This is a genomic window from Ruegeria sp. AI3 (assembly GCF_056541245.1).
Window position 1 is genome coordinate 113766 of record NZ_JBQFYA010000007.1, and the last position, 16804, is coordinate 130569.

12 protein-coding genes are annotated in these 16804 nt (G+C 50.7%); 2 read left to right on the forward strand and 10 right to left on the reverse strand.

The annotated features are described in order from the left end of the window. Positions 1 to 35: 35 nt before the first annotated feature. Both ACRZ95_RS12285 and ACRZ95_RS12290 read right to left on the reverse strand, forming a co-directional pair. Complete coding sequence (locus ACRZ95_RS12285) at positions 36 to 3179, reverse strand: AAA domain-containing protein (protein WP_480554994.1); 3144 nt, start codon at positions 3177 to 3179, stop codon at positions 36 to 38. 180 nt (positions 3180 to 3359) lie between these two features. After that, positions 3360 to 3710 carry a hypothetical protein gene (locus tag ACRZ95_RS12290; protein ID WP_170486090.1) on the reverse strand — a complete coding sequence of 117 codons (351 nt, stop codon included), beginning with the start codon at positions 3708 to 3710 and terminating at the stop codon, positions 3360 to 3362. Between the two features lie 287 nt (positions 3711 to 3997). On the opposite strand from ACRZ95_RS12290, the gene ACRZ95_RS12295 reads away from it, so the two are divergent. After that, positions 3998 to 7366, forward strand: coding sequence for a DEAD/DEAH box helicase family protein (locus ACRZ95_RS12295; protein ID WP_170619600.1), 3369 nt, complete (start codon positions 3998 to 4000; stop codon positions 7364 to 7366). On the opposite strand, the gene ACRZ95_RS12300 is transcribed toward ACRZ95_RS12295, so the two are convergent. The 4 genes from ACRZ95_RS12300 to ACRZ95_RS12315 are packed head-to-tail and all read right to left on the reverse strand — an operon-like array spanning position 7363 to position 12729. After that, positions 7363 to 9159: a TniQ family protein gene (locus tag ACRZ95_RS12300; protein ID WP_170554595.1), complete on the reverse strand. Its 1797-nt coding sequence runs from the start codon at positions 9157 to 9159 to the stop codon at positions 7363 to 7365. The genes ACRZ95_RS12295 and ACRZ95_RS12300 overlap by 4 nt on opposite strands. Next, the gene (locus tag ACRZ95_RS12305) at positions 9156 to 10145 is read right to left on the reverse strand and encodes an ATP-binding protein (RefSeq protein ID WP_170679156.1); all 990 of its coding nucleotides are present in this window, start codon (positions 10143 to 10145) and stop codon (positions 9156 to 9158) included. The genes ACRZ95_RS12300 and ACRZ95_RS12305 overlap by 4 nt, the downstream gene beginning before the upstream one ends. After that, complete coding sequence (locus tag ACRZ95_RS12310) at positions 10142 to 12100, reverse strand: Mu transposase C-terminal domain-containing protein (RefSeq protein ID WP_170585326.1); 1959 nt, start codon at positions 12098 to 12100, stop codon at positions 10142 to 10144. Before ACRZ95_RS12310 ends, ACRZ95_RS12305 begins: the two co-directional genes overlap by 4 nt. Next, the gene (locus ACRZ95_RS12315; protein ID WP_170679154.1) at positions 12097 to 12729 is read right to left on the reverse strand and encodes a hypothetical protein; all 633 of its coding nucleotides are present in this window, start codon (positions 12727 to 12729) and stop codon (positions 12097 to 12099) included. The genes ACRZ95_RS12310 and ACRZ95_RS12315 overlap by 4 nt, the downstream gene beginning before the upstream one ends. A gap of 149 nt (positions 12730 to 12878) precedes the next feature. Here ACRZ95_RS12315 and ACRZ95_RS12320 point away from each other — a divergent pair, with 149 nt between their 5' ends. Next, positions 12879 to 13706 (forward strand): hypothetical protein, encoded by an 828-nt coding sequence (locus ACRZ95_RS12320; RefSeq protein ID WP_170585329.1) that lies wholly within the window; start codon positions 12879 to 12881, stop codon positions 13704 to 13706. 47 nt (positions 13707 to 13753) lie between these two features. Here the strand turns inward: ACRZ95_RS12320 and ACRZ95_RS12325 are convergent, their stop codons facing one another. The 4 genes from ACRZ95_RS12325 to ACRZ95_RS12340 form a co-directional block, all read right to left on the reverse strand. Further along, positions 13754 to 13948, reverse strand: coding sequence for a DUF3291 domain-containing protein (locus ACRZ95_RS12325; RefSeq protein WP_170679326.1), 195 nt, complete (start codon positions 13946 to 13948; stop codon positions 13754 to 13756). A gap of 86 nt (positions 13949 to 14034) precedes the next feature. After that, positions 14035 to 15207 carry an adenylate/guanylate cyclase domain-containing protein gene (locus tag ACRZ95_RS12330; protein WP_170332093.1) on the reverse strand — a complete coding sequence of 391 codons (1173 nt, stop codon included), beginning with the start codon at positions 15205 to 15207 and terminating at the stop codon, positions 14035 to 14037. Between the two features lie 148 nt (positions 15208 to 15355). Then, the gene (locus tag ACRZ95_RS12335; RefSeq protein ID WP_367397140.1) at positions 15356 to 15748 is read right to left on the reverse strand and encodes a potassium channel family protein; all 393 of its coding nucleotides are present in this window, start codon (positions 15746 to 15748) and stop codon (positions 15356 to 15358) included. A gap of 82 nt (positions 15749 to 15830) precedes the next feature. Next, a complete protein-coding gene (locus ACRZ95_RS12340; RefSeq protein WP_170380016.1) occupies positions 15831 to 16784 on the reverse strand; it encodes a helix-turn-helix domain-containing protein in 954 nt (317 codons plus the stop codon). Positions 16785 to 16804: the final 20 nt, after the last annotated feature.

The window sequence follows — 16804 nt, forward strand, 5'->3', positions numbered from 1 at the left end:
CGATAAGGGTGAATGTTCGCGACTTTCGCCAGGTTTCACTTGCTGAGTTCACGTTCGACGAGGTCAAGGCACGCCTCCATATCTTGTTTCAATTCATCGACCCAAAACCGCTGAATTTTCCAGCCGGCAGAGCGCATCAAGTGATCGCGCCAATGGTCATCCAGTTTGCGATTGCCGTCGGCATCCTGGTGCCAGCGACGCCCATCTATTTCGAGGTCAAGCTTTATGTCCCCTTCGCCAAACAGAGCAAAGTCGAGGCGGCGGCCCATAATCTGGTATTGGGGTTTAGGATCGAGCCCTCGTGCTTTCAAAGCGTGAAAAACAACCCGTTCCCACTCACTGTCAAAAACACCTTCGCCACCTTGACGCGTTGGGCTGGTCGCCCGTGCCGCCAAGGTTCTAAGCTGCTTGATTTTCCCAGATTGCGCGAAGTTGAGATCACCAAACACGTGCGCAACAGCCCGGGCTCTACTAATCGCGACGTTCAACCTGCGCCAGTCTCTCTGAATAAACGTTACAGCGCTGCTTCTAATCCTGGAATGAACTGTGGGCGAAAACAGAATCAAGTCTCGTTCCTGTCCTTGGAAACCATCGACTGTTCCAACCCGCAGGTCCGAGGCCTGCAAGAGGTCAGCGGGTATCCTTTCCCGTAGAGCCTTATCCAATTCCTGAACCTGCGATCTAAACGGAGAGATAACTCCGATGCTTCCCCCGTAGCTGTTTTTCGTAAGCAAAGCCTCGACATGACTTACAATCGCCGAAACCTCCTTCATGTTCACATTTTGTGAGCCATGCGATACGACGGCGGGACCTGAAACATCCGTCCAAGCTAGGCCAGGTTTTTGCCCCTTAGGCAGTTTCAACCGACTTAAATCAGCAGAAACTCTGAGTTTTCCGCCGTAGAACGCATCGTTTATGTAACCGACGATGTCTTCTGCGGAACGATATTGGTCGCGAAGCATGACGGCGGGAACTTTGGGCGTACTCCGAGAAAGATCGAACAGGCTTTTTCGACCTTGAGAAAACCTACCCGTTCCCCGTGGCGGAAGACCGTACGAAGCCATCAAATTGCGGTCTTGTTTGAGACCGATTTGAGGTATGAAAGCAAGCTGCCGATCATCACCGACTACCACGGCGCGCTTTGCTCTCGCCAGAAGTGGCAACGCTGATGCAATATCGCACTGACTTGCTTCGTCAAAGACAACGAGATCAAACAAACCTTCATATAGCGGTATACGACGCGGCACTCCAAGCACGGAGGCCAACCAAAGCGGACGGTGTTCCAAAACACTTTGCGCGATTGTGCGGGACATAGTCTCTCCGCCATGCAAAGTCAGATCATCGTGCTGATTTGAGAGCGAAATACGTTGATCTTCTGTGAGAGCAGCGCGTTTTTCCAATAGCCGGCGCATCACCGTTTTGGCCAAGCTCTCAGTCTCTTCTGTCAATACGACAGGGTCTCCTGGAGTGCCGATCTCCATCAGCTGCTTGCGGCAACTTAAAACATCCTGTTTGAGCTCACTAATATTGTCCAAACCGGTTGAATGAGCAGCAGGTTTTGCCCGTCCGAACAACCATCCCAGAATACGCGCCCATAAGCTGGATTTGTGCTCCGCAGAAACGGCATCGGCTTCTTCGGGGCTCTCTTTTTCCAAGAGATCAATTTTTTCGACCGTGTCGGCGAGGCGGGTGTTCAGGGTTCGAATAAGACCAATTTGCTCCAGAGCCGCTTGTCGCCTTTCCGATACTGAAGCGAGACTAGCAACAACACTTGGATCGACCTCCCCCGTTCCCCTGCTTGGTTCACGAACAAGCTCTGCAACTGTTTCAACCATTCCTTGATCGATGTCGCGGGAAGGATCCAAAGTCCGTACGCAGAAATTCACGCTCGGCGCGATTTCCGAAAGCCGTTCCTCAACAGCATCTAACGCTTGGTGGTTTTTTGACGCGACAACGACGGACCCGCCTTGGAGAATTTCAGAAGCAACCATCGCAACGATTGCCTGGCTTTTACCTGTTCCGGGTGGACCAGTCACAACAGAAAACGGTGTGCTTAAGGAGTTTGCCGTGGCTTGAATCTGTTCATGATTCAGAGGCCCAACATTTATCGGTGCCGCCGATCTTAACTCACCCGTGTAAGGCAAACCCAGAACTTGGCCAAGCGCCGTTCTAGATATTTTTTGGCTGTCCCAAGTCGCAATCACATCTAGGTCTCTGACTGCACCTGACGTGAATGAGGTCTCGGTAGGCAGAAAAAAACCCATCGCATCGAAAATTCCCTCATCGTTCGGATCGAGGGTCGCTGCAAAATTTCGTCCTGTTATTTTTCCAACAACTAGTCGTGCCGCCGCTTCTTTTACCTTCGCAAGAAAGGCGTCTTTCGATAGCCCAGTTCCCGCTTGCCCCGTGAAAGTTTCGAACAGTTTGGCTTCTGACCAGGCAGAATTCCGAGCAAGTGCCTTCACCCAATCCGGGTTGACCATGACGTCGTCAGTGTCGATGCGTACTCGCAATGACAGATCATCTCTATCCCAAGTTGCCGCGATTAAACCTACCGGTTGGATAGAAGGTGCGCCATTTCTCTTCGAAACTGCAATCGGCCAGCCAACTGCCATTGTTTTTTCGTTGGCGTCTCGCCGAGAAAGAGCTTCGCGGAAGCTATCCGGAAGGTTCTCCAAACTTATTCGGACGACTCCAATTTCGTTCTCACCAGGAACGAGATCACCATTGCCACTAACGAGTTGGAAAGCAGTTCCATGACGGTCGTCAGCTTGCGTTAAAGCACCGCGAGGATCGCTTTGCAAAGCGGCGCGGTAATACTTTAGGAGAGCAATTGGGTCTATTGCCTGATCGGAACTTGAGTCCTGCTCCACCTCGAGGATTGGACTTTCTTCCTTCAGAAATGTCCCTGGCGCCGCGACAAGCTTATTTGAGTCGATGAACGGAGTACCTGCCGGTGCGTGCTGTGCTGCTGTATTCCGAGCAACACCAACTCGACTAATTGCGCGCCACTTTTTATCGCGCCCAAGGACAACGGCACCTTGTTGTTGCAATGCCAAAAGTTCCGCACGAATTTCCTCTCTGCGGCTTGCTTTGAAGTCAACATCAAGCAATGCGAAGAGTTCGTTCGTCGTGCGACCTCTTGGAAATGCCTCAAGTGTATTTTTGACAATGCCCAAAGATTTCAACTCCTTAACTGAGAAGGACATATGCACTTTTTATGATCGAAACTTTTGCGAATATGCCGAAAACTTTTTATTTTCAGCCATATGCGAAACGAAGGTTTCTTCGTGTCTCGGTTTGACATCTACGTCAGGCAAGCACAACCCATGCAGCAAGGAAGTTTACCTTAAGGAACCCTAAGCGTGCACTCGGTAGATAAATGCCCTACCGACTTTTTCGTAATCCGCTCGACCCAAGGCGACCAGAATGACCAGCAATCCTTGAACGAAAAACTTCAATTTGTAGCCGTAGCTAAATGGCCAACCTTCTTCTTCTGCCACACCTGCCAGCTCAAAGGTCGCTTCGTCCACTTTCCACTCTCGTTCACGAAGAACGGAGATACAGCTGTCAACGACGCATTCCTGGAATAATTGAGAGAAGATCTGACCCTTTTTATCCACCGACGATACAACGAACCCACTTGGAACCTTGTCTACCTTGTATTCGTTCCGGAGTTGGACACGCCCGATTTCACTCGCTTCCGTCATCTTTCTTTCCAATCCAATGTTCGTCAGAGAGATATAGAAGTATTGCTGATACCACTTGTGCGACGACGCCACAGATTTGTGAGTCTCAGCCAATAGAGGCAAGTGCGCGTATCAGCGGCACATAATCGAGACTTATGTTAAATCTCGAAATCCTGGCTTTCTGCCACAAAACCGGTGCGCGTTTTCGACAGTTTCAGGAAAACGAATGTTTCTTCCTGTGATGTCTTGAAGGACGATACCCGCAGTATCAATATTAGACTAAGCGTCCTAAAACCAAGTCTTGTTCATTGTTTTCACTCCCTGATTGGCTGCGTTCCAAACCAAAGCAGCTCACCGAAGCAAATCAAAAGCCCGAAGACAAGCTTGGTGTCGAACCGGTTGCGAAGGTCGGCACCAATATCGACCGGCCGGTCATCAATCTTTATCGGCCCCATATCACCTCTGGGGATTGTCTGATTGTCACCGGGTATCAGGACTTCTTGTCTTCACTGTCGATTTTGATGAAGGAATTGCCAGAGCTGAGGGATCCCGAAAACGACAGCGATATCCGGATCCGGATATCGTTCGGGATCGACACGGCTAATACCAAAAGGCTGACCAACCCCAAACCAGTCACCGAAGAAATGAAACTCTACTGGCTGGAGCGCTCCGGGCTTCAAGTGGAAGAGGATCACGATCTTATCGCGGTGCTGGCAAAACACGCCATCAAAACCGGCAAAATTGACTTGCGTGTCTTCGATCCGGAGCTTGCCAAACGCAAGTTAGGGATAACCGGGGACCGGCGGCTACACTCAAAAATCGTCAGCTCGCCAAAAGGTGCCGTCGCCGGATCCGCAAACTTTTCCTACTCAGGGCTCTACAGAAACATCGAGTATGCCGATGACCTGGATGCGGGCACTCATGAACTTCAGGTCGAACGCACAGAAGCCGCTGAGCAGGCTTGGGATGTATCTGTCGATTGGAATACCGAAGCGCTGGAGATACTCGAAAAGCTCATCAAACCGGTGACCGCTGAAGATGCGATGGCGCGTACGATCTCCGAACAAAAGGGGTTCGAACCTTGGCTCACCGGAGACCGAAAAGATATCACGAGCCATATGCTGTTTGGGTATCAACAGGAGCTGACCTATGAGGCGTGTTCCATCGTCTATGATCATGGGATCGCCTTTGTAGAAGCGCCAACCGGTTCAGGAAAGACAGAGATCGGCTGTCACCTGGCCGAAGCGTTGTCAGAAACGTTCTCAGAAGTCGTGCCTCGCTCCCCGGTCCATGGCGTTGCGCGAAAAAATGCAGCTGTAATTGCCCCACCCAAAGTCATTCCCAGTTGGCGCAAGTACTCGACAAACTCGCTCCAACCTGTCGCAAACAGCAAACTTGCCAAACAACACCTCCGCGGCGCTGGCGATGAAGAAAAATCTGGGCTCAGGCTCGATCAGTTTGGCATTCTAATAATCGATGAGAGCCACACTGTGACACCGGGCTTTGAACAAGCATCTCAAATGGCCTCAGCTATTGAGCTCGCCCCGCCAAGCTGGAACGTCTGCCTGTCGGCGACTCTGCTCGGGAACCGCGATGTCGACTGGTTGACCCATATGCAGGAAAAGCGAGCGTCCATTTTTATGACTCCGCATTTCATTCAGGCCATGGGTGAATTGTTCGAGCGCGAAACCCAAGTTCCTAAGGATATCTTCAACCAGGATGCGCAACTGGCCGTCCTGTCAGAACCTGACACGACGCTCACGCGAGAGGCTCGCAACGAACTCGCTCAGTTGGTTTCGCCGTTTTTGACACGCAGACAACGGAAATGCATTGGCGAGGACGAAGATCCGACCAAGCACAGTTACCCAAGACTAGAAAACCACGGGCGCCCGAAGAAACTTAAGGTGACAAAGCCTCAGCAAACGCGCCTGGATGAGATTGTGGCACTCTGTAAAGAACTTGCGCCTGGCGGTAGGGTGACCGCTGTCGAGAAAAGCCGGTTCGGGCATGTCAGCACGCAACAAAGCACCCAGGACCAACTCTACATCCGCAACCTTTTGAACATTCTGCGCGTGAGCGCCGCCCAAGCCCATTGGGAGATGTCTCATGGAGCTATTGGCAAATCGCTTCGCGACTTCGAGCGTGGTGGAAAATCGAAGAAAAAGGTATCCCACCGCGACCAGTCCGACATGTTCGCAGCACTGGGAATAGAAGCGCCTGAACCCACAAAGAAATGCGACGCTCTAAACCAAAAACTGGGTCTCAGTGTTCTCAAGGAGCTTGATGAGAAGCGGTATGAGGCGTGCGTGAGAATACAAAATGAAAAAGACAGGGTCGTCTTTCTCGCAGAACGGACGGACACACTGGAGATTTTTGCAGAAGCGCTGTCGCGCAGAGGCCTCCACACCAACTATGTCGTGGGAAACCAAACCAAGGGTGAAGATCGCGCCGTGAAGGCGATCTTTGGAGATGGCCCCGACAGTTTCAAGCGTATCAAACAGGGCAAGTCCGTAGAGGCTTACTTCCGACCTGGAGGAAAGAACGAACCAAAAGGATCTGCATCGGTTTTTCTGACTTACAAGATGGCTGAAGGTATCAACCTTCAGTCGTCAGACACGTTGGTGCTGCTTGGCCTGACCTCGAACCTGAAAGAGCTCATCCAAGGTCTGGGTAGGATCGACAGGATCGATAGTGAGTTCGGGGTCGTCAATTACCACCTTATTGATGTGCCAGTAGGTCAGTTTGCATCTGACGAAAAAATCGCCCAGCGCATAGAGAACTATAGAACTTTGGCTGGGGAGGCGCCAATCGACGCCGTCTTGGAAGAAAGCACTGAAGACGCAGAACTGATCCTCGAGAGTGTCGTTGAATACCTGCGATCCCCGCGGCAGCTTCGCGACAATAACTTTCACGACGTGCTGGAACGCACCAAGCAAACAATCCCCGAAGACCGCTACAAACTCATCGACAAAGCCAAAATCCAGGGAACCTGGGGCGCGGAGTTGGCGCTCTTGTCGGCCCGTGAGAAATTCACGGCGCTACATCTCAAAGGATTTAGCAAGAGCAATAGCTTCTTTCCGCCTCGCCTGCTGCTTCTTAAGGATACTGCGCCAGGCCTGATATTGGAACGCGACCAGCTGGCCTGTGTCCAAACTCTGGAGACTGCATACGAACGGACCAGAAGCCTTGGCATGGAACACGCCCACATGTCACTGGAAGATCTCTCTGAAGCGCTAGAGACGATTTCAGAGCAGATTGGCAAGCTGACCGAGTGGGACTTGCGCCCGGCGCGCGTTGAGAGCCTCATGAAAGCCTGCGCCGAGTTCATGGGACGCAAGAGTGGTGTCGGATTCAGTGATCAAGAATGGTTTGGCCATCTTTCACTGCCGGCCGTGGAAATGGTGTGCGAGGCGTGGAGCCGTGAGCTTGATCCCTTCTGGGAACAAGCAAAACACGAAGTGCGTGATAGCTTCGCCTATGAGGATCTTCCCAAGGGGTACATCGCGCTTCAGGTTATCCTGGAAAAGCTCGAAAGCGATCATCAGGCGTCCACTGAGATCCATGAAAAGATGGTCCGGGTCATCGAGGAAGCTGAGCAGGTTTCACGCGACCACGAACCCGCAATTGGACAACGCATTTCAGTGGTGTTCTTTTCGGATGGCGCAGGCGAGCACTAGGCAGCCTCAGACAGCAGCGAAGCCAGATCACTCAGTTTGACCAAGTGTCCTCGCGTCGTCTTACCTTCCATTTGCGCACCATGGGTCTCAATCCCTTTGCTCTCAAAATCAGACAGGAGCTTTCGGGACGTAGTTCCTCTTGACCTCGCCAGTGTCGCAACGGGCATGTACTCGCTTTGAAAGATCACAAGCTGCTGCGGTTTGACCAAGAAAGACTCGCTTGGGCCATGCGGAACGGTGCGAGATCCGAGCAGGCCCAGCTTGCACCAGTGAGTTACAGCCTGGGCCTTCCAGCCCGTTAACTTCGCGACATCATTTGCAGTCCAGTCCAACGAGTGCCTTTCTGATCTGAGAAGTTCTTCAACAGCCGATTTCTGGAACCTGAAATCACCGAGTTGGACATCCTGATCTTCCAATGCAGCAGCGACAGAACCTTCACAAATTAGACGAATGAGTTTCTTCAGCGCCGTCTTGTCGGTTGTTCGATTAAGCGTAAGCTCTTTGAACAAAACTGCCTCTCCCGTCAATTCAGTGGCCGATGCTCTAATCTTGAGGACAAGTTCCTCTACAGAATTCGAGTGGAACCGGCCATCCACGAGTGGTGGCCGATCTGAAACTGGGACTTCGCCGACCACACCAAGTTCTTTGAGAAATTGGAATTGTGTACGTCCAACTCCCAGATAGTCACATGTTTCTGCCGCGCTCCAGAAGCGCCGACGATCTGCTGCAATGTTGAGAACTTCGAATTTGGGAACGACTGTTTGATTATGTCCAAATCCGCGTTGACTGATCTTACCAGCGATCTCTTTTTTCTGGACTGCCGCAACGAGACGCTGTGCAGAAATTCCGAGTTGTCGCGCCGCTTCCGTTGCGGGCAACCACTCTCTCGATGAAGTAGACGCCAAATGACCCGGATGGAAGCCACTGAATTCTTTCTCGATCACACGAGCCACTGCGTCCTTAAACACATCGTATTCAGGTTCTCGAAACCGCATTAGGCGCTGATACCAGTTGCCAAGCCGCTCAGGAGCAGAAGTGGCAACGGGATCACCTTCATGGAGCAGCTTTTTCACGTAGTCTTCGAAACCATGTGGCCAATTTGCCAAAAGGTGCTCGACCGGTGCCATTAATCGAACGGCGTCTTCAACGGTCTTCGGAATTTTCGTTTTTCCGGACTTTCCTGTACGGCTAACCTGAAACCCAGAGGCTAGAAAATGAATGAACTTACCAATGTTGCTCGGGGGCGTTGTTCCTGTTTTTGCATGGGGGACCAATGACCCGGTGCCTGAGATTGCGGATGCAATATCGCATTCGTGTTCTGAAGCTTGGTATTGCGGCAGTTTATCAAGGGCAAACCCACAACTGCACAAACGATAGCCACCTACCTTTGGTGTCAATCTCTCCGAACAGTTTGGACAAACATCAACCAGCCTCAATCGATGTTCATGACACGCAGTTACCAGGGAGTGCCGCCAATGCGCTTGATATGGTTTCTTTTCCGCCAGGCATTGGGGGCAAACTGGGTCAGAGTAAAGACGTTCGTATTGCCAGTCTCGACTAGAATCTTTCGGTGGCGAGCTAGGTGCGAGACGTTCAAGTGTCCCGGGTGGAACTCCCAACTCCTCTTCAATGGCTGCGATATCATCAACCAATCGACGCCCGTATCGATTGCCAAGTTCCGTCAAGAAGTCCGACGTAAAGTAATGTGCTTTTGCTCGCCCTAATCGCCTAAAATAGCCCAACAAGCTTTCCGAATTTTCTGGTCGCAGGAAGTCGGAGCGTTTCGATGTCATGCGGCCTCTAACGCCTCCAGGTCAATGAGTGACTCTGGGGTCACATCCAAGCCAGCGTCCTGCATGACTTGAATGTAGGATCGAACAAGGTCGATTTTCTGAGGTGCTTCCTCCCCAAAAAAGTAATCAGCGTTTAGGCTCTGTTGCGTTAACTGAATTGCGCTGTCCGAGATAATCTTGGATGTCAGCGTCTTCGACTTCATCTTGAGAGCAGCCACTTGGAGGATGCGCACGAGCATTCCAACGCGACCTCCCGTTACGCCGTATAATCTGACCACCAGTTCCTCAAAATCAAAGTCAAACTGGCCACCGGCGGCTTGCATGTTGCATAGAGCTTCAGAGAACGCTGCGGCAAAGCTTGTAGCATCGGCGCCATTCGACCAAGCATACGGAAACAGCTCGATGGTCGACAGCGTTCTGTCCCTCAATTGCTCGTTTTCATCAATGAGCCCCTGAAACTTAGGCAAACCGGCGAGGATCAACGTGACCCCTGTTTGATCGATTAGCCATTTGAAATGGTCGGTTGCGCCACGTTTTGACAGATGAGCACCTCGTTCGGCGCAATGGCTACATTCATCCAACGCGATTGTGCGAATACCTTTTTCACGCGCAGCGAAGCACAGACGGGCCTGTAAATCGTGCGCGCTTTGGGTTGGTCCGGCTTTGACCCCAACGGCTTCCAGCATCGCTGTAAGCAGTGTCTTGCTGTTTGGTTTGGTCGGAATACTTCCGATGACAAAATCACTTGCTCCGCTCAAACCAGAATATTCAAGCAGGTCGCTACTGAGATCTGGTCGCTTGCCGAGTTCAACTTGAACGTCATTCAAGAGTTGCGTCTTTCCGCAGCGTGTAGGTCCGGACAAGAAAACTGCGGCGCCGTTTAACTTGCGAGAGATGGAGACGGCTTCAACCAATTTGTCTTTGGCAACCAAATAGCTCGGATGTTCAATTGTCTGGTTCAGAACTTCAAACACTCGCTCTGTCATTGCGGGCACCCTCCTTTAGAGACAAAACTTGGCAGTTTGTTGGGCAGATCAAACTCAGGTTTTTCCACCCTGTACGCGGGCTCTGAATGCCCGTGCTTATCCATGACTTTCTTGGATTGGGCGAAGATTTCCTGTCTTCGCTCCTCTTTGGCGGCCTTCTCCCGAGACTTTGCGGTCTTTGTCCTTGCCTTTGGTTCTTCTTCGTAAAGGTGCAGAGCCATCGCAGCGATCAGCGCCTTTTCTTGAAGCTCTTCGTCTTCCGGGGTGAAGGTTTGCTTTCGCAGCCTCGCCAACTCATCGAAGGATAGAGCCGGGCACTCTTCATACTTTGCGGGTACGAAGAAATGCTCATTATTCAGGCGATCCAAAACCGCAATTTCTCGAATGTCATTCGGGTCAACGCGGATATCGACTGTCGTGGGTACACCGACCATTTTCAAGTAGTTGGCGAGTTCAGCGCTATGGTATGTCACTCCTCCGTAGGAGATACCGTACCGTTGCACAGTTCTCGTCGCAGCCTGAACCATAAACATCTCTCTGAGTTCGTGGGGATCTGGGGGCATTGGTACAAAACAGTCTTTGGAAGTCCTACGCCAAGATTGCATCGGAGATTCCAGTCTTCGGAGCACGTGTTGTACGCGTCGCCTGGGCATGCGTAAGTACACATCGTAGCGCCATTTTTGCAGTCGCGTTTCAATCTCTTGCAAAGTTAGGCGGGCCTCTTTTTGTGCCTTGTCCGTCCGATCTCTCGGGCCGATGAGGGACGTTTGCGAAGCACCAGGGAATTGAGTGACAAACCGGCTCAGCTCCAAGAAGAAACGTTCGATGAACGGTTTTTTATCCGGTCGACCTGGGATCATCTTGCGCCATTCCAGGCTCGAACAATCGATGATCGTATGGAAGACGTCACCGCTGTTTTCGGTGCCCTGGTCTGTAATCAACAGCTGAGGCGTCCCGAATGTCTGAAAATCGTTCTCGACACCGTGCATCATGAAAAATGCTGGTGTTTTGGGCTCCAAGATTTCCTTTACAGTTCGAGAAACCAATGCAGTGTCGGGACGGCTCCAACTGAGTTGCATCCCAAGAATAACACCGGTTGCGCAGTCGATTGCTACGCAAATGTGGGGGCGGCCAATTGGGGTTCCGTCATCATCGACGCACCAAACATCGAGCGTGGTGCAATCCAATTCTACCCTTTCGAGCGGGGTGGATACTCTTTGGTACTCCAGCGCCATTAGATAGCGCCTGTTTGCCTCTTCGTCCCCCAGTCGCCGTTTTAAAAGTCCGGCATGTGGCAGGCTGTAAACAATTGCTTCAACACACTTTCTTCCGCAGGGACCGGGCACCTTGCCTTCGGATTCGCATTGCCTTCGGTACAGCCGCTTGGCTTGCCGGGCAATCCAAGTGATAGTTTTTAGGTCGTTGTTAAGAAAATGTTCTTCCAAAAGATCCAAAACGACCTCCCGGAACTCCGCGTTATACCTCGGAGTACGATTGCCGGAATTACTTGTCTTGGATCGTAGACCTGCTTTTCCTGAAAGTAGGTACTGCGTGCGCCAATTCTGAATGGTCCTTACAGTCGGAAAAGGTTTCTTCCGATGTACATGAAGCGGATGCGCAGCGAACTCACCAGCCAATTTGTCTCTAATCTTAGCCCACGAGTATCCTTGTCTTTGTAGTTCAGTTGCTCTGACAAGGATCAGTTCTCGAAAGCACGTTTCGTTGTTTTCCTCTGGTGTACCCAGTCTTTTGGAAGTCGTACCATGAAGATGCGGGCTGCTTACCACACCGAGAGAATAAAGCGTCCTGAATTCTTCATTGGTAATTTCTTTGTATGTCCCTTGTTCATCCTGAAGCAAAACGTGGTCTCGTTGATGACCAAACTCCTTGACCACGAAAGCTTCCGTTCCGATGAGAACATTCCATCCGACATAGTTGGGGCCTTGCTGCGTCACAGTGGAAAGATCTCCAGATGAGACTTTTGGCCGTAGGCTAACTGTCCAACAGATTTGGGTCGGAGCATGCCTGCTCTAAGATCAACTGAGATGTGGCCCAATACGATTGAACTTAGTACATCGATCTGGCTACAACCCAGTTCTTGCAGGAGAAATTCCAACCGGAACGTTTGTGCTTCAATTGAAGACAGTTTGCGAAGGAACTCGTCAGTCGGAGACCTCTGAATGTAGGGATGCAGAGATCGGATATTGTGCACCAAATCTCTGGCAAGAAATTGATCGGTGAGGATCAGAAGCTCTAAACCGAGGCTTCTAAAGATGTTTGGCAGTAGCAACGTGCTCTCATTGTGCTTCAACAATCTAGAGTGTCGCACTTCCACGAAGAGCTTCCGGCCATCAAAACAGATGACTTCAAAATCAGGGGTGTAAGGTTTTGGTTTGTATCCCGTTCCCTTGAACTTGGTGATGAGCTCCGCTTTTGTTGGATAAACACGACCTGATTTCAGATCGAATGTGCAGGGTTGCGGCCGGATAGCCTTAACCTTCGGATGCAGGTCACAACCAAAGGCAAAACTTGCCTCTAACCCACTTTCAGTCTGGATCACGCCTTTTGCTTTTCTTGTAGACAAGAAATGCGACTTCTTTTTTGCCCTCTTCGCCAAGCTTGGCGCGCAGGGATTTCTGCTCTACTGTCGATTTTCATAGGGTATTCCCTACAATATCGGCGTCGTATTTTGCAAATAATTGTTGACGATGCACAATAATGGTGAACTAACCGATGCGAAAAAGCAACGGCCTCGAAGACGTGGCAAAAAAAGATAATTGGATAGATTTTGGTGAAGCCCTAGCAGAAGCGGTCGAAAACCCAATAAAATATGACCTTCGCACATCTTCGGAAGTTCTGAATTTGGTGGCGGAACTAAGAGGGAAGCGTGCTCATACCCTGAGAAACCCGCTCGAAGCATACAAGTGGTTAAAAAAGAGATTTCCTGACGTAGAAAAAGATAGACCAGCTTGGTTGGGTATGACCCTGGTCATGTTTTTGATGAAAATAGAAGAACTGGATCCGACCACTGCTGAAAGACTAGCGCCCCAGGTCTTCGGCGGACAAATGAGACAAGTCGAGCTAAAGGCCGAGTTCGACCGACTCCGACAGGAGCGAGCAGAAAAGCACTCGGATACAAATCTTTCAAAACTATCCTCTCCTCAACGCGCGCAAATTTTTGATCAAACTGTTTTCTCTTTTCTAAGGGTATATGGCCCCAAGATGTTCGGATCCGACAACGCGGTGCTCAAAGACGGAAGGAGCCTAGGTTCATTGTATCCTGACTACGTCATCGAAGTTGATGGGAAGCCCAAAGTAGCGGTCGAAATAAACGCGCACAGGACAAGAGTAGAAAGACAGTTCGCAATAAATACACTTGGCTATCTTTGGCTCCTTAGGAGACTTGTACCAGAGGCGCTCTTAGTCGTACCTCAAGACTCTGGTTATGACCTGAAACATCTGGCAAAGCTCCGAGATGAGATTGGTCTTGATGGAATTCGTTTCGCAACATTACCAGAAGCTGGAGCCAGGCGTTTTGAAGACTTGGTGGTTCAGGAGTAAGCAACGGGTTAAGGATAGTCGATCCAGATTTGAGGTCGCTGGGCTGCTTATTTAACAACCATATCTTTGCCAGTTGCAAAGTCGTAAGCCTCCGGACTTGGCCCATCTGTTCTCAACCGAAGAAGTCTTTCCTTTCCTTCTGTCAGGCTCGGGATATGGCCAGCCCAGATTGGCCAGATACTCGTCTGTCGAGCAGCAGCCCAAACCGGACATCCATCGTCGGGCTTTGCAAACTCCCAAATGAGGTAAAAACCTGCCTCTTAACACTTGGTGCCCAATATCTGGTTCCTGCTTCTCGCGATGCTGCCAAAATTAAGTCAGCGCTGAATCAAAGCTCTTCTTCGACGAGAGAAAACAATTCGATTGGACGCGCAAGTCCACGAACTTCTTGAAACCCACAAGGGGAAAACAGATCAGGGGAGACTTCGGCAATCGCAGATGTTGCCAGCACTCTCCGGCCAATAGATTTAGTCAGCCCCTCAATTCGACTCGCAACGTTCACTGCACCTCCGAGAACCGTGAAATCAAGTCGACCAGGGCTGCCGATGTTGCCATAGCTGACTTGTCCAACATTGATCCCGATCCCAACGTCCAAAGACGGCTTTTTCGCTTCAGCGCGGCGACGGTTGAGGACCGTCAAACCGGCCAATACACTTTGTGCGGCTTGCGCAGCCTTTCGGCATCGGTCGGCGTGATCAGCCTGAGTTGCGATGGTGAAGATCGAGAGAATTCCATCACCCATGAACTTGAGAACATCGCCACCGTTATCTTCCACAGACTGAACAACCAGATCAAAGTAGCCGCTCAGCGCGTCAAACACATCGGCCTCGGGTGCGGCTTCTGAAAGCGCCGTGAACCCTCGTAAATCAGAAAACATGACCACCGCATCAAGGGTCGTTCGTTCGCCTCGCTTGATCCGCCCGCTCCATACGGCGTCGGAGGGCCCATCGCCAAGATATGTTCGCAATAGACCCTTGGCTGACTTGCGCATCGTGACAGGTTCCAAAGCGGAAGACAAAGCAGGCAGCGCTGCCTCAATCAATTCCAGATGTTGCGGTGAAAAGCCGTCTGGTTCCTGCGTGACAAATGTGCAGCCGTGCAGAGATCCGTCGCCATAATACATCAGAGTTGCATAGTAATCTGTGCCACCGAGCTCAGCGAACTCTAGATACGATAAATGCTCAGTCTTTGGATCCAGTTGTCGCAGGCTTTTGTGAAGCGGCTTTCTGTGCTCCAGAATGTACTCAAACGAGCTACCAACATACCCTTCCGTCAACATCGTTTCATGAGTTACGTCGTAGCTGTCGGTCCCATCAGGTGTCCAAACGACCCCCCATGCAATGAGTAGCGGATTGGCGAAGCGCTGACCGATATTGACCCGCCAGAGCGGTACACCTTCCTCAATTAAGGACGAGCAGAAATGCGAAACTACTTTAACAGGGTCGCCTGAGCGGCGTCCTTCGGTAATCATCCAGTCGGTTAGTTGTGCTACGGAGGCCATGTTCTCAAACTAGCTGCTTAGACAAGATGATAAAGAACCTTGTCTTTGCTTTGTTTGCCTTAATCCAAGCAGTTTCTCAACGACCTTAACCGCATACGGCAGAGCGAAGCGCTAGGGTGCAACGACCGAAAGACCGTTGCTTCAGTCTTCAATTATCTGACGACTTTTTCTCATCGTAGTCCCTAAGAAGGGCATGTGTGAATTGTACAAACAGCGTGATGAAGACCCCGACGCCTACGAAAATATACAACACGGTAAAGAGTTTTCCTGTGTCGGTTACGGGCGTTAGGTCACTGAGGCCAACCGTAGAAATAGTAGTTGCACTGAAGTACAGCGCGTCCACCCAAGACCACCCCTCGACGCTGACATAAAACAAAGTTCCGGAAAGCAACAAGAGTATTGCAAGGGTAAGCGCTCCGCGGAATCTAGGGCTACTCCACGAGCGGACAATCGCTTTTAAGAGCCTGTAGAAATTCAAAAAAAATGAAAACATTCCGCCGTCCAATCCATAGTTCTGTTTGGCAAATCGTTGAGGTGCCATTGCAATCCGTCAAGGGAACTCTGCTACATCGGAGCCGAGATTCGTATTAATCGGTTTTCGGCAGAACTAAAAAGACAACCGGTCAAATGGGTACAGTACGCTCAATTTGCTCTGATGGTAAAATTCCATATATGCTTTTGTACAGGCTCCCAAATCGTCCCAAATCGGTGAATCCGTGAGCGAGCGCCACTTGCTTCACCATGGGTTTTTGCTGAGACGCCTGAACAAGTTCATCATGGACATTGGCCAGTCTTTGAAGAGCAAAAAATCGTGCTGGTGTTTCACCCGTTACGTCGCGAAATGCTGAGATCAATGTTGGCGCGCTTACCGCGGTTACTCGACACAGATCTGCCACTGATGGCCTTTTTGACAAGGCGGAAGAATAGTACTCTCGTGCTTTTGAGACCAAACCCACTTTTTGAGACCAAGTCGCTTTGCGTGCATTCCCACTATTCAGAGATAAGGCAAAGAAGATCGCAAGCGTCCTTGCAAGACGCGCCTCCAAATCACTCTGGGTATATTGACCATCGGCTTGGTTCATTATGCAGCTAAGTGTTCGCACCAAAGCTGCGTGAAAATCAGAAGACAGTTTCACGATAACCGTTGGTCCGCGAAAATCCGATGTATTTCTGCCGGAAAAAAGTTGAACCTCTTTGAGAAATCGTTGCAAGGGCACACGACCACATAACGAAGTTCGATTGCGCGCGACTACCTCGGTTTCCGATGCAGTGAAATTGAAGAAAACGGAGTTTTCTTTCAAAGGAACGCCACTTACCGTCCATAACTCTGAAGCGCAGATTGGTACAGTGAAATTAGCGAAGCTTTCACTTTGTGCGGTTCTCACCAATGCATTGGGCTTGAAGCGGATACTAGACAAACGGGAAAGCCCTAAACGAGCTGTGAAAATTGCGCCTTCGTCAGCCCCCTTTCCCAACTGTATCACATCGCCATCGAAAACCTCTCCTGTCATTGCTTCACGTACGGTTGCCGCAAAAAGCTCCGGTTTGCCTTCGCCAAGTTCCTTAAAAAAGTTCATATCGATTTTCCTCGGAGAGT